Source organism: Inquilinus sp. CA228, assembly GCF_052078665.1.
Taxonomy (GTDB): Bacteria; Pseudomonadota; Alphaproteobacteria; order DSM-16000; family Inquilinaceae; genus Inquilinus.
Genome location: NZ_JBQJIK010000090.1, coordinates 1 through 22618, shown reverse-complemented (window position 1 = coordinate 22618; position 22618 = coordinate 1). Strand labels below are relative to the sequence as shown.

Genomic DNA, 22618 nt, shown 5'->3' with positions numbered 1-22618 from the left:
GATGGCCTTCTTCCCGACCCCGCCGCCGCCGCTTGAAGCCGTCATCCGCGCCCAGGCCGCCGGGCAGCACGTCTTTGCAGCCCTGTTCGTGACCTTCGCCTTCAAGACGGGCGCCTTGCGGGTGTGGGAGGGCGACGGGCCGATCAGCCGCGGCGGCTTCGACTGGATCGGCCTGGGGCAGCGGGTCGACGGGAGCGGCAATCCGCTGCAGTCGATCGACGGGCTGGAGCAGGCGGCGAACGGCACCGCACCGCAGCTGAGCCTGACGCTGAACGGCGTCGATTCCACCGTCGTGACGGCGGCCAAGAGCACCGATCCGGAGGAGATCGAAGGCCGTGATCTGACGGTGCAGATCGGGTTCTACGACGCCACCATCCCCGGCGCCCTGGTGCCGCTTGACGACCTTCTGACGCTCGGCGCCTGGACCATGCAGAAGCCCAGCTTCACCGCGACCGGCCCGACGCTGCGGAGCATCACGCTGCCCTGCGAGACGTTGTTCGCGCAGCGCAGCAGGGCGCCCTTCGGGATGCTGACCGATCGGGACCAGCAGCGCCGATTCCCGGGCGACCTCGGCTGCCAGTTCCCGCCGAAGCTCGTCGATCGCGACGTGGCGTGGCCGCGTCACTGACCCAGGAGACACCCATGCAGTTCGATGAACTGTGCGCCCTCGTCGGCGCGCTGCGGGACCGTGTTGCCGAGCTGGAGGCCAAGGAGGAAGCTCGGGCCGAGCGCGAGGCGAGGACCGTCGTGGCCGGTGGCAGCGGCAGGCCGATCAGTGTGGCGGATCGCAACCGGCTCTCCTGATGTCCTCGCTTCTCACCGATCTCGCCACCCACCAGCGTGTCGGCAACACGACGCCGTTCGTGCTCGGCAGGATGGACTGCAGCCTCTGGGCCGCGGACTGGGTGCTGCGGCAGACCGGAATCGACCTGGCAGCCTCCTGGCGCGGCGCCTACGGCACCGAGCGCGAATACATGCGGCTGCTGCTGGCCGAAGGCGGCCTGGTCCGTGTCGCCGCGAAGGCCATGACGCGCCTCGGCGCACGGCAGGTTGCCTCGGCGGACGCCCAGCCCGGCGATGTCGGGATCATCGTCACCGAGAGGGGCCCGGCGCTTGCGATCCGCGGGCAGCTCGCCTGGATGGCGAAGACCGGCGACCAGCTTTCCACCACGCCCGACGCCTCGTTCGTCTGGAGGATCTGAATGCCACAAGCGGTCCCCCTTGCGGTCGGCCTTGGGGCTTCGGCAGCGGCCGGAGCGGCTGTTGCGGCCGGGACGGCGACGTTCATCGGCCTCAATGCGGTCGCCTGGTCGGCCATCAGCGTCGGCCTGTCGATCGCCGGGACGCTGGCGCAGACCCTGCTGGCCGAGACGCCGGACAAGCCCAAGATGCAGGACGGCGACGTCAGCATCAAACAGGCGATCCCGCCGCGGACGCGCATGTACGGCCGGCAGCGGATGGGCGGCGTGTATCTGTACTATGACAGCACCAGCGAGGGTGACCTCAAGACCCTGGTCTGCCATTGCGCGCACGAGGTCGACGACAGCACCGCGGAACGGCCGAATCCCGAGGAGGACTGGCTGAACGACGAGCGGGTGCAGCTCGACGGGGAGGGCAATGTCACGGACGATCCGTGGTGGCAGGACGGGAGCGGGCTGGGCGGCGATGAAGGCCACAGCGCCGTCGTCATCCGGCACTATCTGGGCGCGCCGACCCAGGACATCCCGTCCTTCGACGAAAAATGGACCGCGCAGCACAAGGCGCACGGCCTGTGCTGCGCCTATGTGAAGTATTCCGACCTCAAGGACGAGGATCAGATCAAGGTCTTCCCGTCCGGGCCGCCCCCCTACCGGGTGGTGCTGCGTGGCGCCAAGGTCTTCGACCCGCGCGAGGAGGGGCCTGATGCCGACGACCAGAAGATCGATGACGAGGCGACCTGGACCTGGTCGGACAACGCGGCGCTGGTGATCCTGGACTACCTGACTCGCCTGGAGCGGGGCGTGCCGGTCGGCTTCGGCATCCCGCTGGCCGGGCCGGCCGGCCGCATCAATCTCGCCAGTTTCAGGGCCGCGGCCGATGTCTGCGATCAGCTCGTCGCGCTGAAGGCCGGCGACACCGAGAAGCGCTGGCGATCCTGGGGCGCCTATGAGCTGACCGAGGACCGCAAGGCGGTGCTGCAGGACCTGCTGGATGCGTGCGGCGGCCGGCTGATCCAGGGACCGGACGGCAAGCTCGGCCTGACGGTCGGCGCGCCGGGGCCGGCGGCGGCGGTCACCCTGACCGAGGAGCACATCCTCGAATGGGACCTGAACCAGGGCAAGCCGGCGATCGAGCGCGTCAACGAGGTGCGGGCGACCTATGTCAGCCAGGCGTGGGAATGGGCGGAGACAGAGGCCGGCATCCAGCTCGACCAGGCGGCGATCGACCGCAACGGCGTCGAGAGCAGCCAGATCAAGCTCCGCTTCGTCCCGTCCGAGAGCCAGGCCCAGCGCGTCGCCAGGGAGGTCTTGAGGCGCGGCAATCCCAGCCATGCGGGCCGCATCCGGACGACGCTGGCCGGGCTCGATGCCTGGGGCGAGCGGTGGATCCGGCTGCAGATCGCCGAGCTCGGCATCGATGCGGTGTTCGAGATCACGTCGATGCGGCTCAACCAGGCCGACATGACGGTCGAGCTGGAGGTGACCAGCTACGACGGCTGGTGGGAATGGAGCGCCGCGAGCGACGAGCAGGACCCGGCCGTGCCGCCGCCGGACGGCGATGACGATGCCGGGGTGCCGGTGCCGGAGACCGTCTCGGTCACCATCGCGCATCGGTTCTACAACGCGCAGACGCCGGTTGCGGTGGGCGTCATCACCTGGGGGCCGCCGCCACGGTCGGTCTATGTCGCGAAGGCGCGGTACCGGAAGGTCTCCGCGGATCCGGAGAACCCGTTCCCCTGGCAGCCGCTGCCGGTGGCGCAGGACGACGACCAGGTCGAGACCTTCCCGCTGCAGGACGGCACGGCCTACGAAGCGCAGGTGCGCTTCATCGGGCCGCGTGGCGCCGGCAGCGACTGGTCGACGCCGCCGGCGACCTTCACCGCGGTGGCGGACCCGGTGGCACCGGCATCGCCGACCAACCTGACGGCCCAGGCGAATGTGCCGGCCACCGGGCAGGTGACGGTCTCCGCCAAGGCGCCGAACGACCCGCGGCACCTGTCGCTCCGCTTCTACCGGCACAGCAGCGGCAGCTTCGCCGGGGCGACGCTGATCGACGGGCCGCTCTACTGCGCGCCCCTGTCTGCGCAGACCTATGTCGACACGCCTGCCGCCGGCGACTGGTGGTATTTCGCGACGTCGAGCAACTGGTCGAACGTGGCGAGCGCGCCGGCGGGCGGAGTGCTGGCGGAGGTGTCGCCGGCGGCGCCGGTGATCACCAGCCCGCCCGGCCCGATCAGCAGCCACGACCGGCGCCCGGCGGTGTCGGGCAACGGCGCCGTGCCCGGCGCCTCGATCAAGCTCTATGCCAATGCGGTGCAGGTCGGCACCGGAACGGCCGTGGGCGACGGCACATGGGCGGTCACGCCCTCGACCGATCTCGGTATCGGCGCCAACGGCATGACGGCGAAGCAGACCGTCGGCGGCAACGAGAGCGTTGCATCGGGTGCGGTGACCATCACGGTCGTGGCGATCGACGCCGACGCCTGGAGCTATATCATCGCGATGACGGTGCGGCCGTCCTTCGCGCGGCAGACGCTGATCAAGACCCTGGTCGGCAGCCTGAAGTCCGCCGGGGTGTGGGCGAAGCTCGATGCGCTCTATCTGCTGGCTGCGCATGACGCGCAGGCGGCGAGGCTGAACGCCAAGGCGCCGGGGAGCTTCGCGCTGACGGCGGTGTCGTCGCCCGTTTTCGCGGCGGATCAGGGCTACAGGGGCACTGGGGCCGCCGGCACTGCTGGGGGCTATCTGGCCACCACCTTCAACCCGACCACGGTACCGTCGCCGCAGTTTGCGCAGGATAGCGCGTACCAGGCCGTCTGGGTGCGGACAGCGTCGAGCGCTACCACCAACGGGACCCATCGCGAGATCGGCAACGCCAACGCCTACATTGCGAGCAAGAACCTCGTGGCCGCCAACATGCGGACGGCGGGCAACTCGGCGACGCCGGTCGTGACGGGCACCGGCGGCAGCGGCACGGGCTTCTATGCCTGGTCGCGCCAGTCGTCGGCCGGATATCACGACTTCTTCAACGCGACCGATCTTGGCAACCACGTCAACACGTCGGCGGCGCCGATCAACGCTGTCTTCAACCTGCTGCAGGGCAGCGGCTTCTACTCGGACGCCGAGATCTGCGCCGCCTCCTGGGGCGCCGGTCTGTCGGCGTCTGAAGGGAGCAACCTTTACAACGCGCTCCACAACTACTTGCAGAGCGTGGGCGCGGTCCTTTAGCCGCCGCTGCGGCGGCTCCAATGACCATCTGACGGAGTATTGCGGTCATGGCTATTCCGACCCCTGACCAGATCTGGGCTGACTTCAACGCCGACGGCTCGGTCAAGGAGCCTGCCAAGCAGGACATTCGCCGCTGGTCTCGTTTCGTCCAGGCCCTCGCCGAAGCCGCCGGGATGAAGACCTATCCCAACAAGACGGCGATGGACGCCGACACGATCCAGGACGATGGGCAGCCAGCGTTGCTCTATGCCGACCCGGTCGAGACCAACAACTACCCGACCGTGTGGGTTTGGGACGACACCGAGAATGAGTGGATCGACGGCGTCGACCGCATCTCCGCCGTTCACACACAAATCGATCTGCTCCAAGACCAGATTGATGTCACCAACGGTAGCATCGACGACATCAAGGCCGGCCTCCTACAGCAGCCCATCCGCGCCAACTTCAAGGCGCGGATGGGATACGCGCAGACCTGGCGGACGATCTCGAACCCGGCGACGCGCTGGACGATCACGGAGACAGACGGCTCTTACAAGATCGACACGACCGGAGCGCTACCACAGGTGTGGCCGGTCGGCGTGAAGATGCCGTACGACCTAGTCCCCGGCGATACGATCGAGGCCGAGTTCAAGATGACGGCTGGCACAATCGGCCAGGAGGGCGGACCCTTCTTCGGCACCGACACGGCGTCCAGCGGCGACATCTCGACCAGCGCCATCCTCTATCACTGGCGCAATGCTGCCGCCGGTGCCGGCATCTACGGTCAGAACTACACCGGCACCGGCGGCATCGTTTCCGGCTATTCGACCATGCCGCAGGCGGGGACCGATGCTCAACCCGTTCCGCTCGTCACCGATGACGTGCTTCGGATGAAGGCGCAGGTATTGGCCGACCGCAGCCTGAACCTCGAGCTCTTCGTCAACGGCGTCTCCAAGCTGAAGGTGTTGGCGCCCGGCGTCCTGCCTGTCGGCCGGGTTGTGGTCGGCATCGTTACGCCGCCCAGCGCCTCCGCCATAGTCATGAGCGTGAAGCGGATCGGTTTCATCGGGTCCGTCGTTCACATCGATGCTGACGCCTCCGTCAGCGGCAACGGCATGTTCCTCACTCCGGTCAAGTCGTGGGACGAGGCAGTGGCGGTTGCGCTGGAAAACCAGCTGTCGACGCTCGACGTCAAGATCCTGTCGCCGGAGCTACGCTCCGCAATCGTAGCCAACGACAAGACCTTCTCGCGATATCGTATCCGCGGCCGTGGCGGCAGTCAGACTAAGGTTATCTCCGCGGACAAGAACCCGAACGACTGGCAACTCTTGGCCGGCACTACGAAGGTCTATTACCGGCCAAACAAGAACGCTGCCGGCCAAGCCAACACCGCCAATTCTGGAGCGATCTATCTGACTGGCGTGCAGATGAATCCGCACCCCTGGTACAGCCTGCCGGACACCATCTTGCCGTACAGGGGCGTCTCTCCTGCAGAACTTGAGACCGAAACGGGAGGCGGTCGACGGGTTTCTGGTGGCAACCTGTATGTTCGCATCCCGGATAGCATTGGCGCAATACCCGTGGCGACGCCGATGGAAGTTAACATCAGTGAGGCATCGCTCTACTGCGTCGGGGCACCGCAGATCGAGTGCGAAAATGTCGTGTTCTCGCGCGGTGGCATCCATAACATGTACCTCGACCGGGGGTTCGCGTTGTTTCGGCACTGCGGTTTTGAATGGGCGGAGATCAACGGGACCGAGGATGCGGCCGGCAATGCTTATTATGAGGACTGCTGGTGGTACGCCGTGGGCAATGATGGCGGCGGACGGACCTTCCCTGCGAGCTATGATGATGTGCTGACAGCACCGCCTGTTTCGATCTATATCAACCCGAAGATCCGCGGGACAGTAGTCGGTGACGGCATCTCCAATCACGGCGCCAGCATAGCCGTGCGAGCCAAGATGATAGTCATCAATCCAGATATCAGCGACATCGGCAAGGATGGAATCGTACCCGCGAATTGCGATTTCCATATTTCCGGAGGCAAGGTCTCTCGCTGTGCCAATGCGCAGATCGAGGTCATCGGCGGCGCTGGACTGCCCGGTGAGTCCGGCATGTTCGCCGCGGGACGGGTTCAAGACATCGAACTCGATCCAGCCGGCGTCGGCCTCTACGGCTTCCTGTCGAGCAATTATGCAGGAGGGAAGGCGAGTACGGAGTTAGCGGGTGTCCATATCGGCACGCCTGTCAACGGTGAGCTGTGGGGCAATGTGAACGCGGTCTCCGATCGCACATCGATGCCCGCGGACTTCAGTACCACCTACCTGAATGTCACCACGGAACGCCCGAACGGCAGCCGGGTGATCAACGCCAATGGCGTAGTCACTTTCATGAAGAAGCAGGCGTTTGATCTGTAATGGCGCTACCTCAATCGGAACACGACTAGGAGGTCTCCGCTCTCCTCGGGCGCGATGTCCTGATCGTCGACCTGGAAGTAGACCCGGTCCATCCGATCGCCGAACAGGTCGAGGATGGCGCGTACCGAAGGGAGGCGCTGCGCGCTGCCGACGATGTATCCAGTCTTTTCGGCCGCGACCTGTTCCGGCGTTTTGCGGCCCCACTCGATGCCGATGGCCACGATGGCTCCGGGCTTGGCAACACGGGCGATCTCATCGGCAGCGCGTTGCTTGTCGTCGCTGTAGCTAATCACCCAACCGGCCAGCACGACATCGAAACTGGCATGGGGATATGCCATCGAGTGCATGTCGCCGAGATCGACCATCGGCGAATAGGAGATGAGGTCGAGAGCCTTGATGTTCCGGCGGCGAAAGCCGCGAGAGATTAGGTTCCAGATCTCGCCTTCGGTCCTAGGCCCGATGGTCAGGATCTTGAGGTCGGCAACGTTGATGCGGCGGGCCAAGGCCCATGCCACCACCGGATCAATCAGGCGGCTCGACCGCTCGACGTGCAGGTCGAGCATCCCTCGAACGTTGTGGCGGATGGTGCTCGCGGCCACGCCAGCGCCGCTTGTGGTCCGCAACCGTCGGAGGATCAGGGAGTACCAGGCATAGCGCCACGATGCGATGGTGAAGCGACCCAGCTTCGTCTTTAGAAGTTCGCGAGGAAAGTCGCCGTAGATCGGCCAGATCCAATTCTGGAACGCGCGCCGAAAGGAGCGGCGGTGCTTGGTCGTTGAGCCGTCAGCCGCGGTCATATCGGTACTCATGACAAAGGTCCTTTGAAAATCGGCGGGTACCCTGTCGCGCCGGCTTCTTCCGACCGGCGGGCCGCGATCATTCCGCCGACGGCTTTCCCCATCCGGATGGCGGGGCGCTCGACCAGCGTGAAGACGATGTAGGAGACGCAGACCGCGGCGGCGATGGACAGGGCGACCTGCAGCGCGGCCGGAAGCACCAGTCCGGCTCGGGCCACGGCCTCGTCCACCAGCAGCTTGGTGTGCACGTGGAAGAGGTACAGCGAATAGCTGATCTGGCCGAACCAGACCGCCACCCGGCCGGTCAGCCGGACCCGGGTGGACAGCAGCATGAACACGCCGATGGCGACGTAGTACGACACCATGTAGCGCACCCAGTCCTCTTCGAGGCCCGTGTCGAAGTCGTAGGCAAGCAGGCTGATCGGCGGGATCGCCACCGCGAACAGCGCCAGGACCCGGAGGGCATAGCGTCGGTGGAGCGCGGATCGGTTGATCGTCGCCTCGCGCCAGAGCGTGCCCCAGAACATGATCGAAAGGCAGAGCGGCACGGCCACCGGCACCTTTCTCTCCAGCGCGAAGCGGGCAACGGCGAACAGCACCGCGACCAGCAGCCAGAACAGGCAGGCGCCGAAGGTGAAGCGGCCGATATGCAGCAATCCCAGTGCGAAAGCCACCGCGCACAGGGTGTAGAAGACGAGCTCGATGAACAGGGTCCAGTAAACGCCGACAAGGTTGGCCTGGCCGAACAGGGTCTGGGCCATGGTCGCGTTTGCCAGCACGTTAATCACCGAGGGCATCGCCCCGCCGATGATGGCGGCAACCGCGATCCAGGCGACCATGGACAGCCAGTAGGCCGGGTAGAGCCGGAACAGCCGCGACACCACGAACCGGGCGAGCGGCGCCGGCCCCTTCGGAAAGCTGAACGGGATCACGAATCCGCTGATGGCGAAGAACATCACGACCCCGACCTTGCCGGGGTCGATGATGTCGTAGAGCAAGGTTCTGACCGGGCCTGTCGCGATCGGCTGGATGTTGTGCATCAGCACCACCAGCAGGGCCGCGACGCCTCGGAGGGAGTCGATATAGACGAGGCGGTCCGGCTTCGGCCCGGCCGTCATGGCTTCGCCTCCTGCGCGCTCCAGGCAGCTCTCCTGCCGGATCTGGGCCGCAGCATCGTCACCCCGATCCAGAAGAATATGAAGGCGAGATCGAAGAAAATGCCGTAAGCCGCAAGAAACGCATTCACGACAATTGCCGCGGCTATCTGCATGACGAAGGTGATATAGAGTGGCAGGGCGGCGACGTCGCCTTGCAGGACGCGCCTGCGGGTGAATGAAATGAAGCCGCCCAGCACAAAGCAAAAGATCGGAGCCAAAGGCCCGAAATCGACGTAAAACGGACCAAACATCGTGGTGTATATTCCGACGCGTGGGGTGGAAAGCGCTAAGGCATTGGCGTCGTAGCTGACACCCCATAGCGATGCCAATAATCTTGGGAAGAATGTAAATCCATAAAGGCCCCACTGTTCGCTCTTCGTGTAATACTCCACCAGGTAAGTGAATTCCGGAACTCCATGCAGTACGTACTGTCCAAATGTGGTTGCGATAAATGAGCTGTCCTTCTGCCAATTGGGCAGGGCCGACATGGAGCTATAGTATTCGGTGGTGACCGGCACCAGATGCGTGAAGGCGGAAAACCGGATGACGTTCTCGACCTTCAGGCCAATCTCGGTGAGGCGGGCGATGAACAGCAGGCCGCCGAGATAGATCAGCGCCAAGAAGCCGAGGACGATCGCGGCGACGGCCAGCCTGGATGTCCGGGGAAAGATGCTCAGGCGTGCGATGGCGAGCATGCCGATGCTCATGAACATGCTCGAGCGGGAGCCGATGACGATGGTGAGGAGGGGCCACAGCAGCGCGAGCCCAATGCTCAGCCACGTCCGGCCGACCCGCATTCCGTTTCGCCGAGCGACCGCATAGAGCATGTACGGGACGACGGTGAAGGGGACCAGCAAGGTCGACGCCATCGAGAACGCATTGGAGCCGGCGGTCTCGATCTTCTCCCGGTTTTCCATGAATCCGGTGTCGATCGTGAGGCCGCGCAGGAAGACCCAGTCGGCCACGCGAAGGACGATGCCCAGGATCCCGAGGACGAAAGCCACCCGGTAGAGCGTCCGAAGGCGTTGATGTTCGTCGTCACGATCGACCATCGGCGTCGGCAGCGACCTGGGCTCGAACAGCACGAGGCCTCCGAACAGAGCCGCCAGACAGGATCCGAGCAACAGGTAGGGGGCGCTCGTCGCCGGGACGTACATCTCGATAGGTGCAAGCCAGAAGATGGCCAGCCAAGCCAAGCACATCCACAGCAGAACGCTGGCAGGCGTCAATGCGCGCGGGTTGATCAGGCTGTGCTCGGCAAGCCGGGTCATGTGCAATACGCCCTTATGAATCCAGGCAATCTTCGCCGCTCCGCCCGGCGAACGCCAGCGTCTTCGCCGGCCTGACCCCTTACGGTTGCGGCTGGCTCGGGAACACGATCCCGCCCTGCGGGCCGACCCGCCCGCCAAGATCCTTCACCACCGGCTCGACGGCACGGTCGAGCACGCTGGGCTGCTTGGGCTTCGGCGGCGGAGCAGGGCCCCATTCCCCGGAGCACGCTGACAGCGCGGTCAACAGCACGGCGGCCCCGATCCTCAACAACGCGTTCATGCCCATTCCCCCTCGACACTCGCGCCGATCCTAGCGTCTGCCGCAGCACGGCGGCAGCGGATTTCGGATCGGAGCCTTCTTGCCTCAGGAGCACCGCATGGCTGCACAGACCCGCGGGGAGCGGAACAACAACCCCGGCAACATCGAGCGGACCGCCGCCAACCCATGGCAAGGGCGCCTGCCGGAGGCCGAATACCGCCGGACCGTCGAGGCCCGCCAGAATGGCGGCCGGTTCGAGGTGTTTGCCGCGCCGGTCTGGGGCATCCGCGCCCTGGCCGCGCTGCTGATCGCCTATCAGGACCGGCATGGGCTGCGCACCATCCGCGGCATCGTCACGCGCTGGGCGCCGGGCCATGAGAACAACACCGGCGCCTATGTCGCCCATGTGGCGACGCTGACCGGATTCGGGCCGGATGCCGTGCTGGACCTGCACGGCTACGCCCATCTGGCGCCGCTGGTGAAGGCCGTGATCAGCCATGAGAACGGCCGGAACAGCTATCCGGACGCGGTGATCGACGACGGCCTGCTGCGGGCGGGCGTGCAGCCGCCGGGCCGGGCGGTGGTCAGCCGCGCCGCCGACCGGGCCAAGACCACGGTGGCGGTGGCGGCCGGCGGCACCGCCGTGCTCGGCGCCGCGCTGGACGGGCTGCAGCAGCTGGCCCCGGCGCTGCCGATGGTGCAGCAGATCGCCACCCTGCCGCCCATCGCCCTGGTGGTGGCCGGCGGCGTTGCAGCAGTCGGGCTGATCGCCTGGCTGGTGCTGAGGCGGCGATGATCGGCATCGTCGCCGGCCTGCTCGGCTCCCGCCTCGGCCGCTGGGCGGCGCTGGCGCTGCTCGGCGCCGCCACCGTCGCGCTGATCCTCTGGCGCGTCTTCGCGGCCGGCCGGGCCGGCGTCGCCGCGCAGCAAACCCAGGAGACCCTGACCCATGTTCTGGACATCGTCCGGCGCGACCAGGCGCTGCGTTCTCTCAGCCCTGCTGCTCGCCGCGAGTGGCTGCGCCGCTACGCCGAAGGCCGGGAGCGCCGATAGCCTCTGCCTGGTGGTGGCCGAACCGCCCGTGACAACGGGCTGGGTCGACAGCGCCGACCAGGCCTGGGTGGATTGGCTGGTGCCGATCGTGGACTACGGCCAGCGGCACTGCGGCTGGCGTTGAAAAAGGGGCGGAGGCCGAAAGGCCTCCGCCCCTTTTTTGCGTTTCAGAACCGGCCGGCGCGGAAATCATCGATCGCCTCGACGATCTGCGCCTCGGTGGTCATCACGAAGGGGCCGTACTTCACCACCGGCTCGCGCAGCGGCTTGCCGGCGATGATCAGGAGCCGCGCCGGGCCGGCCTTGGCCGCGACGCGCACGCCGTCTCCGGCGCCGAGCACGCCCAGGGTGCCGCGCTCCAGCCCCTCGCCGCCGATCTCGGCCGCGCCCTGATAGACATAGGCGAAGCCGGCATGGCCCTCCGGCAGCGGCAGGTCGACCGCGGCGCCGGCCTCGAGGTGGACGTCGAGATAGACCGGCTCGGTGGTGCCGCCTTCGACCGCACCCGCCGTGCCGCCGAACCGGCCGGCGATGACGCGGACCTTGGCGCCCGGTCCCGCCGCCATCTCCGGCACCGAATCGGCCGGGATGTCCTGGTAGCGCGGCGCCGTCATCTTCTCCGCCGCCGGCAGGTTGACCCAGAGCTGGAAGCCCCACATCAGGCCGTTCTCCTGCTCCGGCATCTCGGAATGGACGATGCCGCTTCCGGCGGTCATCCACTGCACGCTGCCGGGGCCGAGCAGGCCGACATTGCCCTTGTTGTCGCCGTGCCGCATCCGGCCGGCCAGCATGTAGGTCACGGTCTCGAAGCCGCGATGCGGATGGTCCGGGAAGCCGGCCAGGTAGTCGGCCGCGTCGTCGGAGCGGAACTCGTCCAGCATCAGGAAGGGGTCGAGGTCGGGCAGGCCGGGCTGGCCGATCACCCTGGTCAGCTTCACCCCGGCGCCCTCGCTGGCCGGGCGACCGCGCAGGGTGCGGGTCACGCCGCGCGGGCGGGCCAGGCCGGTGGTCTCGGTGGTCGCCATCATCATCTCCATCTCGGCGCCGGGGTCGCCGGCGCGGTTTCGCTCTGTCCCCAAGATCGGGCCGATGGCCGGCGCGGAGAATGCGGCTTTCCCCGAAACCGCTGTTCGATTTGATCGAACGATGCGGTATCGGCTCGACGACATCGCCACCTTCCTGCAGGTGGTGGACAGCGGCAGCATCAGCGCGGCGGCGCGACGGCTGAACCTGTCGAAATCCGTGGTCAGCAAGCGGGTCAGCGACCTCGAGGCGGCGCTGGGCGGGGCGCTGCTGCAGCGTTCGACCCGCCGGGTGCTGCCGACCGACCGGGGCCTCGCCTTCTACGAGCGCGGCCGCAGCATCCTGCGCCAGCTCGACGAGGCGGCGGAGGAGGTGGCGGAGGGCGACGGCGACCTGCGCGGGGCCCTGCGCGTCGCCGCGCCGATGAGCTTCGGCACGCTGTATCTCGGCCCGGTGCTGTTCGACTTCGCCCGCCGGCACCCGCGTCTGGCCCTGACCCTCGACCTCGACGACCGCATGGTCGACCTGGCGGCGCAGGGCTACGACCTCGCCATCCGCATCACCCGGCCGCGCGATTCGGCGCTGATCGCCCGGCGCCTCGCCGCCAGCCGGCGCGTGGTCTGCGCCAGCCCCGGCTACGCCGCCGCGACCGGGCTGCCGCGGAGCCTGGCCGAGCTGCCCCGGCACGAGGCGATCGGTTCCGCCGAGGCGCCCTCCACCTGGCTGTGGCAGTTCGAGCCCTTCGCCGCCGGCGGGCCGCCGCGCAGCGTGGCGATGCGCAGCCGGATCACCGTCAACAACGGCGAGGCCGCGCGGGATGCGGCCATTGCCGGGCTGGGTCTCACCGTGCTGCCGACCTTCATCGTCGCCGATGCGCTGCGCGAGGGCCGGCTGCTGCCGGTGGCGCTCGACGCCGAGCCGGTGGCGGATGTGATCCACGCGCTGTATCCGCAGACCCGGCACCTGTCGCGCCGGGTGCGGGCGCTGATCGACCACCTGGCCGAGAGCTGCGGCGAGGCCGCGCCTTGGGAGCAAGGGCTGTCGTTCGCCCCGGCCGAACGCCGGGTTTCCTGATCCGCCGCTTTCGCGTTCGGCCGATCGTCGCGATCTTCCCGGCATCACCACCGGATCGGAGATCGCGATGATCACGCTGCATGACCGCATGGCCCGGGGCCGCACCGAGACCGGCCTGGTCGAGGCCCGCCACACCTTCTCCTTCGGCCGGTTCCACGACCCGGACCGCATGGGATTCCGGTCGCTGCGCGTGCTGAACGAGGACCGGGTCGTCCCGGGCGCCGGCTTCCCCGCGCATCCCCATGCCGAGATGGAGATCCTGACCTATGTGCTGTCCGGCGCGGTCAAGCATCGCGACAGCCTCGGCAATACCGCGGTGATCCGCGCCGGCGACCTGCAGCGCATGACCGCCGGCACCGGCATCACCCATGCCGAGATGAACCCCTCGGCGACCGAGCCACTGCACCTGCTGCAGATCTGGCTCCATCCGGACCGTCGCGGCCTGGCCCCGGGCTACGAGCAGCTGGGCGTCGAGGTGGGGACCGCCGGGCTGCGGCTGGTGGCGGCGCCTGAGGCCGGCGACGGCGTCCTGCAGATCCACCAGGACGCCCGGCTCTCCATCGCGCGGCTCGCGGCCGGCGAGACGGTCGAGCATGCGATCGCCCCGGGCCGGGCCGCCTTCGTCCAGCTGACCCGGGGAGTCGTCACGCTCGACGGGCATGAGATGCGTGAGGGCGACGGGGCGGCGGTCGAGGACGAGCCGGGTCTCCGGATCGTCGCCGAGACCGAGGCCGAGATCCTGTTGTTCGACCTCGCCTGAGCGCCAGCCGCGGTCCGGAGCGATGATCCGGGCCGCGGACCCTCGACCGGCTGCCGCCGGCCCTGGCAGGATGCCGACGTCCATAGAGATCTTCGCAGCCACGGATCCATGCGCATCGCCCTGCTGATCGCGGCCATCGCCGCCTTCCTGATCGGAATCGGCGCCTGGAGCTTCGCCATCACCGGCGATGTGGCCGGAAGCGATGGCGGCCAAGCCGTCCGGATCGCCGCCGGCGCGGCGGTGGCGGCGCTGCTGCTGATCGGCGGCTTCGTGGCGCTGATCCTGAGGGGACGGTCCCGCGACCGGGATCGCCGCTGACCGGGGTTGCGCCGACCGCCGCGCTGTGGCCGGATGCCGGAAACCGCGGGACGGCAGCAGAACCAGGGCATGGCCGACGATCCGATGACCGAACCGCCGCAGCGGGTGGGGTTCCTGCTGGTGCCGAACTTCTCGATGATGGCCCTGTCGGCGGTGCTGGAGCCGTTCCGGGCCGCCAACTGGGTGGCGCGGCGCACGCTCTACGACTGGCGCCTGCTCTCGGTCGACGGCGAGCCGGTCACGGCCAGCAACAGCGGCGTGCTGATGGCGCAGGGCGCGATCGGGCCGGAGGATTCCTTCACCATGATCGTGGTCGTCGCTGGGCTGGACCCTCAGGAGGGCCGCGACGAGCGCATCCTGGCCTGGCTGCGGCGGATGGCGCGGCGCGGCTCGCGGCTTGGCGCGGTCTCGACCGGCACCTATCACCTGGCCTGGGCCGGCCTGCTCGACGGCTATCGCTGCACCATCCATTGGGAGAATCTCAGCGCCTTCACCGAGACCTTCCCGCGGCTCGACGTCACCGGGCGGCTGTTCGAGATCGACCGCGACCGCTTCACCTCGGCCGGCGGCACGGCGTCGCTGGACATGACCCATTACCTGATCGGCCAGGCGCATGGGATAGACCTCGCCAACCAGGTGGCGGAGCAGTTCCTGCACGCCCGGCCGCGCCAGGGCCATGCGCCGCAGCGGATGGAGCTGCGCGAGCGGCTCGGCGTCAGCCACCCGAAGCTGTTGGCCGCGATCGCCGAGATCGAGGCCAATCTGGCCGAGCCGCTACCGCGGGCGGCGCTGGCCCGGGCCGCCGGGCTGTCGACCCGGCAGCTCGAGCGGCTGTTCCGGATCTATCTGAACTGTACCCCGTCCCAGTACTATCTCGAGGCACGGCTGAAGCACGCCCAGATCCTGCTGGCGCAGACCTCGATGCCGATCCTGGAGGTGGCGGTGGCCTGCGGCTTCGCTTCGGCCTCGCATTTCGCCAAATGCTACCGCTCGCTGTTCAGCCACTCGCCGCGGGCGGAGCGGGCGCCGCGCCCGGCCGGCCCGATGCAGGTGATGGGCCAGCGCCGGGCGTGGTAGCGGGATCGGCGGAATGACGCAGTATTAGTCATGAAGGAGGCCGGCGACCGATAGAACGGTCAGTCTGTTGAATCGCGTCCTGCCAGCCTATATTATGACTGATATAGCGGTCGTAAAGCCTATTTATGATCGTTGTATCGGTCATCGGAGATAGTCATGCCATCACGCATTCGAACCTATTCGCGCCTGACCAGGGAAGCGCTGGGTGCCCTCGGCAAGCAGGTGCGTCTGGCGCGGAAGCAGCGTGGCCTGTCCGAAGCCGACCTCGCCGACCGCATTGGCATCGCGCGCAGCACGCTCCAGCTCATCGAGAAGGGGGATCCCCGGGTCGAGATCGGTTTGGTGTTCGAGGCGGCAGTTGTGACCGGCGTCAGCCTGTTCGAGCCCGAGGCAGCGACGCTCGCGCCCCAGATCGCGCGGCTGGACGACAAGCTGGCGCTGCTGCCCCAATCGGTCCGACGTCCACGCCGGGAGGTGAAGGATGACTTCTGATCATTCCGACCGGCCGACGGAAGCCTTCGTATGGATATGGCTGCCTGGCGCGGTCGAGCCCGTCGTGGCCGGCCGCGTCGGCTTAGATGGCGGTGCCTATAGCTTCAACTACGGCCGGTCCTATCTGGAGCGCCGGGAAGCCGTGCCGATCTATCTGCCCGAATTGCCGCTACGGCGCGGCGCCATTGCGCCACAAGCGCCGCTCATCATGGCCAGCTGCCTGCGCGACGGCGCGCCCGATGCCTGGGGCCGGCGCGTCATCATCAACCGGCTGACGGGACTGAAGGGGGATGCCGCGCGGGAGGTCGAATTCAACGAGCTGACCTTCCTGCTGAATTCCGGGTCCGACCGGGCCGGCGCGCTGGATTTCCAGGCCTCGCCGGAGACCTATCGATCGCGCGAGCCGGCTGGCGCCACCATGGAAGAATTGCTGGAAGCAGCAGGGCGGGTCGAGCGCGGCGAGCCGATTCCCCCGGGCCTCGACAAGGCCCTGTTCCATGGCAGTTCCATCGGCGGCGCACGTCCGAAAGCGCTGATCGAGAGCGGGCCCCGCAAATTCATCGCCAAGTTCTCGGCGACCAACGACACCTATGCCGTCGTCAAGGCCGAGTTCGTCGCGATGCGGCTCGCCGCCCGGCTCGGCCTCGACGTGTCGCATGTCGAACTCACGATGGCCGGCGGCAAGGACGTCCTCTTGGTGCAGCGGTTTGATCGCGAAGCCACCGCCGCGGGCTGGGCCCGGCGCGCCATGGTATCGGCGCTGACACTGTTCGGCCTCGACGAGATGCAGGCTCGCTACGCCAGCTATGCCGATCTCGCCGACATGATCCGCGCGCACTTCACTGCCCCGCGGTCGACCTTGCGCGAGTTGTTCTCTCGCCTCGTCTTCAATGTGCTGACGGGGAACACCGACGATCATGCCCGCAACCATGCCGCTTTCTGGGATGGCGCCGGGCTGGCGCTGACGCCAGCCTATGACATCTGCCCGCAGGCCCGTACCGGGCGCGAGGCCGGCCAGGCGATGCTGATCCAGGACGACGACCGGCGCAGCCTGCTCGAGACCTGCCGCATCGCCGCTTCGCGCTTCCTCCTCGACGACGTCGAGGCACGCACCATCATCGCCGGGCAGATCGACGGCATCCGCCAGGGATGGGCGGATATCTGCGACGAAGCCGGGCTGAGCCGGGTTGACCGGGCCTTCCTGTGGCGGCGCCAGTTTCTCAACGATTTCGTCTTCGACGGATATGTCGACGGCGTGCCGGCGGGTCTCTGACGGGATCGAAGCCCGTGCGGGTCAGGGCAGTGCGACGCGCGCGGCGGTGACGCGGTTCTCGTTCTTCTCCTTGTCGCGGACCACGCCCCAGATCACGCCCTGCTGCGTCCGGTCCCAGGCGACGCCCTGACCGGCGATGTCGAGCGGCGCGGTGCCGACCCAGCGCAGCACCGAGCCGGCCTCCGGCAGCGCCAGGGCATAGACCTCCGGCTCGTCATGGCCGGTGATCCAGAGCCGCCCGTCCGGCCCCCAGGAGCCGCCGGAATTGCTCATGTCGCCGAACTTCTCCAGCAATTCCGGCGGCAGCACCCAGGCCTCGGCCACGCGCCAGTCGGCGTCGAAGCGGACGATCTGGGTGGTGTACTTGTTGCCATAGGCGAGGGGGCTGCGGTCGAACACCCGGTTGTAATTGGCGAAGCCGCCCCACCAGGCCCCGTCGCGATAGTCGATCCAGGTCAGCGACCCGCGATCGATGCCGAAGCTGTGCGTGCCGACATGCTTCAGCGTCGCCGCGTCCCAGATTTCGACCGAGCTGGTCATCGGCCATTCCGGATAGTTGGAATGGGCGGTGTAGAGCTTGCCGTCGACGACGACGCCGCTGTCGAGATGGATGATCGGCCCGTCCTTGGCTTCGGTCCAGGCGGCGATCCGGGCGCCGGTCTTCCGGTCGTAGCGGGCGATCGACCGGCTGTTGATGGCGTAGAAGGACTCGGCGTCCACCGCCACGGCCTGCCGCGCCTCCGCCGCGGGGAAGGAGGCGACCGCCTCGACCGGATACGGCTTCGGCTCCTCCGCCCAGGCCGGGGCCGAAAGCAGGCCGGCGGCGAGAAGCAGGGCTGGAACAGCGGTCATGCGGATCATCGATCGTCCCTCGCGTCTACAGAGGGCGCCGACCCTAGGCCCGGGGTCGTGACAGGACGATGATGCTTCCTTGATGCTTCGGTTGCCGGCGAGTCACCCGGCCCGCTGCAGGATCTCGGCCAGGCCCGGGGGCAGGGTGCCGCTCAGCAGCATGACCTGCAGCTGCAGCAGGGCGGCGACGGTCAGCGAATCGGTGATCCGGCCGTCCGCGATCATGGTGATGGCCGTGGCCAGCGGCACGGTGCTCAGCGCCAGATCCTCCGTCTCCTCCGGCTCGGCCTCGCCCTGGGTCAGGCCCCAGGCGACGAACAGATGGGCGATCTCGGTCGTGACGCTGTTCGACGGATGCATGGTCAGGAGGTCGTGCCAATGCGCCGCCTCCAGCCCGGTCTCTTCGCGCAGCTCGCGCTGGGCCGACACGACCGGCGGCAGCTGCGGGTCGCCGCCGCCTTCCGGGATCTCCCAGCTGTAGAGGCCAAGGGCGTAGCGGTACTGCCCGACCAGGGTGACGCGGCCGCGGTCGTCGATCGGCACCACCCCGATCGCCAGGTTCTTGAAGGTGACCACGCCGTAGATCCCGGGCGTGCCGGCCGGGGTCAGGACGTCGTGCTCGTCGACCTTGATCCAGGGGTTCTCATAGACCGACTTGACCTTCAGCGTGGTCCACCGGTTCAGGTCCCCACCGCTGTCGCTGCCGCCGCCGTCACCACTCGCCACGGACATCCTCCACCAGCCGCTCCAGGCGGTTCAGGTCGGCGACCTGCAGATGGTCGGCGGCGCGGATGACGATGCCCGACTTGGCCAGGTCGCTCAGCACGCGCGCCACGGTCTCGCGTGTGGTGCTGACCCGGCTGGCGATGTCGGAATGCACCGGGATCGGCCGGATCGTCGCGCTGCCGTCCGGCTGTGCCCCGTGCGTCGCCAGGCGCAGCAGCTCGGCATGCACCCGGTTGTTGGCGCCGACCGTGCTCAGATCCATGATCCGCTCATTGGCCCGGCGGAGCACGCCGACCAGATGCACCATGATCGCCAGCGCCAGGGCCGGATGCTCGGTCACGGCGCCGCGGAAGACGGCGGTGGGCAGGGCGGCGACGGTGGCCTCGGTCAATGCCATGACGTTGGCGGAGCGCGGCTCCCGGTCCAGCGCCGACAGCTCGCCGAAGCAGGCCCCTGCCGACAGGTCGTCGAAGGTGATCTCGCGGCCGGAGGCGGAATAGATCACCACCCGGACCTTGCCCTCGACCAGGAAGTAGACGTGGTCCGGGTCGTCGTTGCGGTCGATGATCTGCTCATGCGGCGCGAAGCGCTGCCAGCGGCATTGCTTCTGCAGCTCGGCGCGCAGGGCGGCCGGGGCAACCGCGAGGAGATCGATCCCGTCGAGGGGGCGGGCGTCGTTGGCAGGCACGGATGCGTCTCGTTCTTGAGGCGCGCCAGGATAGGGCCGGCGGGCCCCGCCCGCCAGAGCCGATCTGCAGCCCCTCAGCCCGGCCGCTGGAAGGCGGGGCGCAGCGGGCGCCGCGCGCCGATCCGGCGCAGCCAGCCGCGGGCCGGAACCTCGACCCGGCGATGCAGCAGGATGGAGAGTGGCAGCAGCGCCGCGACCATCAGGGCGATGACGCCCAGCGACTGGATGGCGGAGAAGCCGGCGTCCTCGATCTCGTGGCCGGTGGCCAGGCGCCAGCCGAGATGCACGCTGTCGAGCAGCAGGATCTGCGCGAGATAGACGGCGTAGGAGATCTCGCCGAGGAAGATCATCGGCCGCGTGCCGAGCGCCCGGCCCACCCGCGACGAGTTCTGCGCCAGGCAGAGGATCAGCAGGCCGAACAGCGGCACCACGAAGACGCCGCGCATGTTCAGGTGCATGGCCAGGACGATGCCGGCCGCAGTGGTCAGCGCCGCGGCGTCGGTCGCCATCCATCCCGGGGTCCCGTCCTGCCAGACGCGGTACAGGATCATACCGCCGACGAAGCCGAGGAAGCAGCGCGGCACGCCCCAGTCGCTGGTCAGGTCGAGGTCGTGCTGCGGCCCGGCGGACAGCAGGGCGAAGCCGGCCAGGGTCGCGACATAGAACAGGAGCAGCCCGGTCGGGCGCAGCCGGGCCACGACCGGCACCAGCAGCGGGAAGGCGAGGCCGACGATCCATTCGGCGCTGATCGACCAGGACGGTCCGTTCCAGGTGATGGTGTCGTAGAGGCCGGCCGCGTTCAGCAGCAGCAGGCTGCCGGGCAGGGTGGCCAGGGTGTGGCTGCCGCCGAAGGCGTCGAGCCCGGTGCGGTCGACCGCCAGCTTCACCAGCTCGAGCAGCACGAAGCCGGCCAGGATGACGAGATGGAGCGGGTACAGCCGCGCCAGGCGGGCCCGCAGGAACGGGCCCAGCGTTGCCTTGGACGGCCCGTCGGCGAAGCTTCGCCCATAGACATGCATCAGGATGAAGCCGCTGAGCGCGAAGAACAGGTCGACGAAGAGGTAGCTCTTGCCGAAGAAGAAGGTCACCTCGGTCGGGTGCAGGTTCGGGAAGGACCCGATCGAATAATGGAACAGCACGACGCAGAGCGCGGCGATGCCGCGCAGCGCTGTCAGGGCGGGGAAGTATTGCTGCTGGCTGCGGAGGGTTGCCTCGGCCATGGCTCCGGAATGCTGTTGTTGCAGGCGCCTGACGAACCGAACCATCGGGCCGATGGAACGTTCCGCCGGCTGCGGCGTCCCGCCTCAGGGGTTGCTCCGCCCAACCGGCCGTGGCCCAGCTTTGTCGGAGGGACGCCCACTGTCCGGTCATGGGCAATTGCGGGAAGCGGCCGTGGGGGCTTGCCTCATTTGGTTTGATATGCAAATATGAATAAATTATTGGTCAGTTTGTAATATTATTTGATCTAATTTATATCGGGAGGCAGTATGCATTCTGATGCCCCTAAGGTCATCCTCGTAGAGCGCGTGTCTTTTCCGCTGAAGAGTGCAAAGTTCGCCCGTTCCATATCTTGGGAGCGGCAGGGAATGCGGTTTCAGACGTGCCGCAAACTGCTTCCGGTTGCAGTCCTCAGTGCGATTTTGGTTGGCTGTGCCGACCTCTCTGCGATCCGCGAATTTGCAGACAGTTCGATAGCGACCGCTCAATACACTGGCTTGGTGGAGGACTACGTCAACGAGCCGCTTCGGGAGGAGCGCTATCAACCGGTGCGGTACCATCCGACCCTGGAAGCGATGGCAACGGCGAGGAAGCAGGAGGAAGCCGCCTTGCTGGCCCGACTCGCCATAGTGGAATCCTATATGAAGGCGCTGGGAAATCTTTCGGCCGACGAGACGCCGAGTTTCGATGCGGAGCTCGATGCCTTGCAGGGCAAGATTGTGAAGGCGAAGTTCGTAGATGAGGCTGAGGCGTCCTCTGCCGCAGTTGTCGTCAAACTTGTGCTTCGTGCCGCGGCTGACGGTTGGCGTCAGGCGGAGTTGAAGGAGTTCATCGAAGAGGGAAACGAACCGTTCCAAACGATCGTGAACGGACTTCGGGACATCGTGTCCGACGGCTTCTCCATCGCATCACTGAACGAACGCCAGGCTGCCGAGACTTACTATGGGACGCTACAGAAAAGCACCGCCGATCCGGCGGCAAAAGCCGCCGTCGGCGAGTGGGGCGTCTATCGCGTAGCGGAGATCGATGCCAGAGCGGCGTCGATCAAATCCTATGCCGCCGTCCTGGAGCGGATTTCCGATGGGCATCAAAAGCTGTATGACCATAGGGATGATTTTCCAAACCCGGATTTACTACGTCAAATGAAAGAATATTCTGAATACATAAAATCCATCATCAAAAAATTGAATATTGATGTAGGAGTTGGGTGAATGAGACTTTCTTCTCAAGACGCCTTCTTGCTGGCGAGAAAATTTCACGAAGCAGCCGCAGATATCGGCAAACGTAGATTCGACGATTGGGATACTCTAACGCCTGGGCAGAAACGGGAGTTGGAAGATGCCCAGTGGTCGCTGTTGAATGCCTCGTCCGACATGGTGACGAAAGCGGTTGGCCTCGTGCTTGACGAAACCCAGATAGCCTTCGCCAAGCTGACGGGGATCGTGACCGAGGCCAAGGAGGTTCTGGCCACCATCGAGGACATCAGAAAGGCCATAGACGTCGCAGCCGCTCTCGTGGGCCTTGCCGCTGCCGTGATCTCTCGGGATGTCGGAGCGATCGTCGGAAATGTCCAATCGATCACAGAAGCCCTGAGTTGAGCCGGAGAAGACTTCATCTCCTTCTGATTGCAGTCAGAGACCGTTTGGAAATTGCGGATGGGGGCTTTCTCGGCGAGCGAGGATATGATTCAAGCTATGGATGTGGACGGAACAGAGCCGTGGCCGGATGGCCGAGATCGCAAAGAAGACCAAGCGCTA

Annotated in this window: 24 protein-coding genes; 15 read left to right on the top strand and 9 right to left on the bottom strand. The window is 67.0% G+C overall.

The genetic code is table 11. The annotated features are described in order from the left end of the window. The first annotated feature begins 1 nt into the window (after position 1). Genes ACTOWL_RS32405 through ACTOWL_RS32385 form a run of 5 tightly spaced genes read left to right on the top strand, consistent with a single transcriptional unit; the run spans position 2 to position 6823 of the window. The gene (locus tag ACTOWL_RS32405; RefSeq protein WP_441325423.1) at positions 2–628 is read left to right on the top strand and encodes a hypothetical protein; all 627 of its coding nucleotides are present in this window, start codon (positions 2–4) and stop codon (positions 626–628) included. 14 nt (positions 629–642) lie between these two features. Beyond that, positions 643–804, top strand: coding sequence for a hypothetical protein (locus ACTOWL_RS32400; protein ID WP_441325422.1), 162 nt, complete (start codon positions 643–645; stop codon positions 802–804). Next, on the top strand, positions 804–1202 hold the full coding sequence (locus tag ACTOWL_RS32395) for a DUF6950 family protein (protein WP_441325421.1): 399 nt from the start codon (positions 804–806) through the stop codon (positions 1200–1202). Before ACTOWL_RS32400 ends, ACTOWL_RS32395 begins: the two co-directional genes overlap by 1 nt. Further along, the gene (locus tag ACTOWL_RS32390) at positions 1203–4427 is read left to right on the top strand and encodes a phage tail protein (RefSeq protein ID WP_441325420.1); all 3225 of its coding nucleotides are present in this window, start codon (positions 1203–1205) and stop codon (positions 4425–4427) included. It begins immediately after the preceding gene. Between the two features lie 47 nt (positions 4428–4474). Continuing rightward, positions 4475–6823 carry a hypothetical protein gene (locus ACTOWL_RS32385; protein ID WP_441325419.1) on the top strand — a complete coding sequence of 783 codons (2349 nt, stop codon included), beginning with the start codon at positions 4475–4477 and terminating at the stop codon, positions 6821–6823. Between the two features lie 5 nt (positions 6824–6828). On the opposite strand, the gene ACTOWL_RS32380 is transcribed toward ACTOWL_RS32385, so the two are convergent. The 4 genes from ACTOWL_RS32380 to ACTOWL_RS32365 form a co-directional block, all read right to left on the bottom strand. Continuing rightward, a complete protein-coding gene (locus tag ACTOWL_RS32380; RefSeq protein ID WP_441325418.1) occupies positions 6829–7632 on the bottom strand; it encodes a class I SAM-dependent methyltransferase in 804 nt (267 codons plus the stop codon). After that, the gene (locus ACTOWL_RS32375; protein WP_441325417.1) at positions 7629–8738 is read right to left on the bottom strand and encodes an acyltransferase family protein; all 1110 of its coding nucleotides are present in this window, start codon (positions 8736–8738) and stop codon (positions 7629–7631) included. The genes ACTOWL_RS32380 and ACTOWL_RS32375 overlap by 4 nt, the downstream gene beginning before the upstream one ends. Further along, positions 8735–10048: an O-antigen polymerase gene (locus tag ACTOWL_RS32370; RefSeq protein ID WP_441325416.1), complete on the bottom strand. Its 1314-nt coding sequence runs from the start codon at positions 10046–10048 to the stop codon at positions 8735–8737. The genes ACTOWL_RS32375 and ACTOWL_RS32370 overlap by 4 nt, the downstream gene beginning before the upstream one ends. A gap of 79 nt (positions 10049–10127) precedes the next feature. Continuing rightward, positions 10128–10328: a hypothetical protein gene (locus ACTOWL_RS32365; RefSeq protein WP_441325415.1), complete on the bottom strand. Its 201-nt coding sequence runs from the start codon at positions 10326–10328 to the stop codon at positions 10128–10130. Positions 10329–10425: 97 nt separating this feature from the next. On the opposite strand from ACTOWL_RS32365, the gene ACTOWL_RS32360 reads away from it, so the two are divergent. After that, complete coding sequence (locus ACTOWL_RS32360) at positions 10426–11103, top strand: hypothetical protein (protein WP_441325414.1); 678 nt, start codon at positions 10426–10428, stop codon at positions 11101–11103. Further along, positions 11100–11360: a hypothetical protein gene (locus ACTOWL_RS32355; protein ID WP_441325413.1), complete on the top strand. Its 261-nt coding sequence runs from the start codon at positions 11100–11102 to the stop codon at positions 11358–11360. Before ACTOWL_RS32360 ends, ACTOWL_RS32355 begins: the two co-directional genes overlap by 4 nt. 167 nt (positions 11361–11527) lie before the next feature. Here the strand turns inward: ACTOWL_RS32355 and ACTOWL_RS32350 are convergent, their stop codons facing one another. Next, a complete protein-coding gene (locus ACTOWL_RS32350; RefSeq protein ID WP_441325412.1) occupies positions 11528–12385 on the bottom strand; it encodes a pirin family protein in 858 nt (285 codons plus the stop codon). 121 nt (positions 12386–12506) lie between these two features. Between ACTOWL_RS32350 and ACTOWL_RS32345 the strand changes: the two genes are divergently transcribed. The 6 genes from ACTOWL_RS32345 to ACTOWL_RS32320 all read left to right on the top strand — a co-directional run bounded on the left by ACTOWL_RS32345 (position 12507) and on the right by ACTOWL_RS32320 (position 17377). Next, positions 12507–13457, top strand: a complete 951-nt coding sequence (locus tag ACTOWL_RS32345; RefSeq protein WP_441325411.1) for a LysR family transcriptional regulator — start codon at positions 12507–12509, stop codon at positions 13455–13457. Between the two features lie 67 nt (positions 13458–13524). Beyond that, entirely contained in the window at positions 13525–14217 is a 693-nt protein-coding gene (locus ACTOWL_RS32340; protein ID WP_441325410.1) for a pirin family protein, read from the top strand. 108 nt (positions 14218–14325) lie between these two features. Beyond that, positions 14326–14535 (top strand): hypothetical protein, encoded by a 210-nt coding sequence (locus ACTOWL_RS32335; protein ID WP_441325409.1) that lies wholly within the window; start codon positions 14326–14328, stop codon positions 14533–14535. A 69-nt stretch (positions 14536–14604) separates the two neighbouring features. Then, on the top strand, positions 14605–15612 hold the full coding sequence (locus tag ACTOWL_RS32330) for a GlxA family transcriptional regulator (RefSeq protein WP_441325408.1): 1008 nt from the start codon (positions 14605–14607) through the stop codon (positions 15610–15612). 156 nt (positions 15613–15768) lie between these two features. After that, a complete protein-coding gene (locus tag ACTOWL_RS32325) occupies positions 15769–16104 on the top strand; it encodes a helix-turn-helix transcriptional regulator (RefSeq protein ID WP_441325407.1) in 336 nt (111 codons plus the stop codon). Then, positions 16094–17377, top strand: a complete 1284-nt coding sequence (locus ACTOWL_RS32320) for a type II toxin-antitoxin system HipA family toxin (protein ID WP_441325406.1) — start codon at positions 16094–16096, stop codon at positions 17375–17377. The genes ACTOWL_RS32325 and ACTOWL_RS32320 overlap by 11 nt, the downstream gene beginning before the upstream one ends. A 21-nt stretch (positions 17378–17398) precedes the next feature. On the opposite strand, the gene ACTOWL_RS32315 is transcribed toward ACTOWL_RS32320, so the two are convergent. The 4 genes from ACTOWL_RS32315 to ACTOWL_RS32300 form a co-directional block, all read right to left on the bottom strand. Then, positions 17399–18229, bottom strand: coding sequence for a hypothetical protein (locus tag ACTOWL_RS32315; protein WP_441325405.1), 831 nt, complete (start codon positions 18227–18229; stop codon positions 17399–17401). Between the two features lie 102 nt (positions 18230–18331). Beyond that, complete coding sequence (locus tag ACTOWL_RS32310) at positions 18332–18955, bottom strand: NUDIX domain-containing protein (RefSeq protein WP_441325404.1); 624 nt, start codon at positions 18953–18955, stop codon at positions 18332–18334. Then, complete coding sequence (locus tag ACTOWL_RS32305) at positions 18942–19643, bottom strand: Crp/Fnr family transcriptional regulator (protein ID WP_441325403.1); 702 nt, start codon at positions 19641–19643, stop codon at positions 18942–18944. The genes ACTOWL_RS32310 and ACTOWL_RS32305 overlap by 14 nt, the downstream gene beginning before the upstream one ends. 74 nt (positions 19644–19717) lie before the next feature. Then, positions 19718–20863, bottom strand: a complete 1146-nt coding sequence (locus ACTOWL_RS32300) for an acyltransferase family protein (RefSeq protein ID WP_441325402.1) — start codon at positions 20861–20863, stop codon at positions 19718–19720. A gap of 267 nt (positions 20864–21130) precedes the next feature. Here ACTOWL_RS32300 and ACTOWL_RS32295 point away from each other — a divergent pair, with 267 nt between their 5' ends. Then, positions 21131–22072 carry a hypothetical protein gene (locus ACTOWL_RS32295; protein ID WP_441325401.1) on the top strand — a complete coding sequence of 314 codons (942 nt, stop codon included), beginning with the start codon at positions 21131–21133 and terminating at the stop codon, positions 22070–22072. Continuing rightward, the gene (locus tag ACTOWL_RS32290; protein ID WP_441325400.1) at positions 22073–22459 is read left to right on the top strand and encodes a hypothetical protein; all 387 of its coding nucleotides are present in this window, start codon (positions 22073–22075) and stop codon (positions 22457–22459) included. It begins immediately after the preceding gene. Positions 22460–22618: the final 159 nt, after the last annotated feature.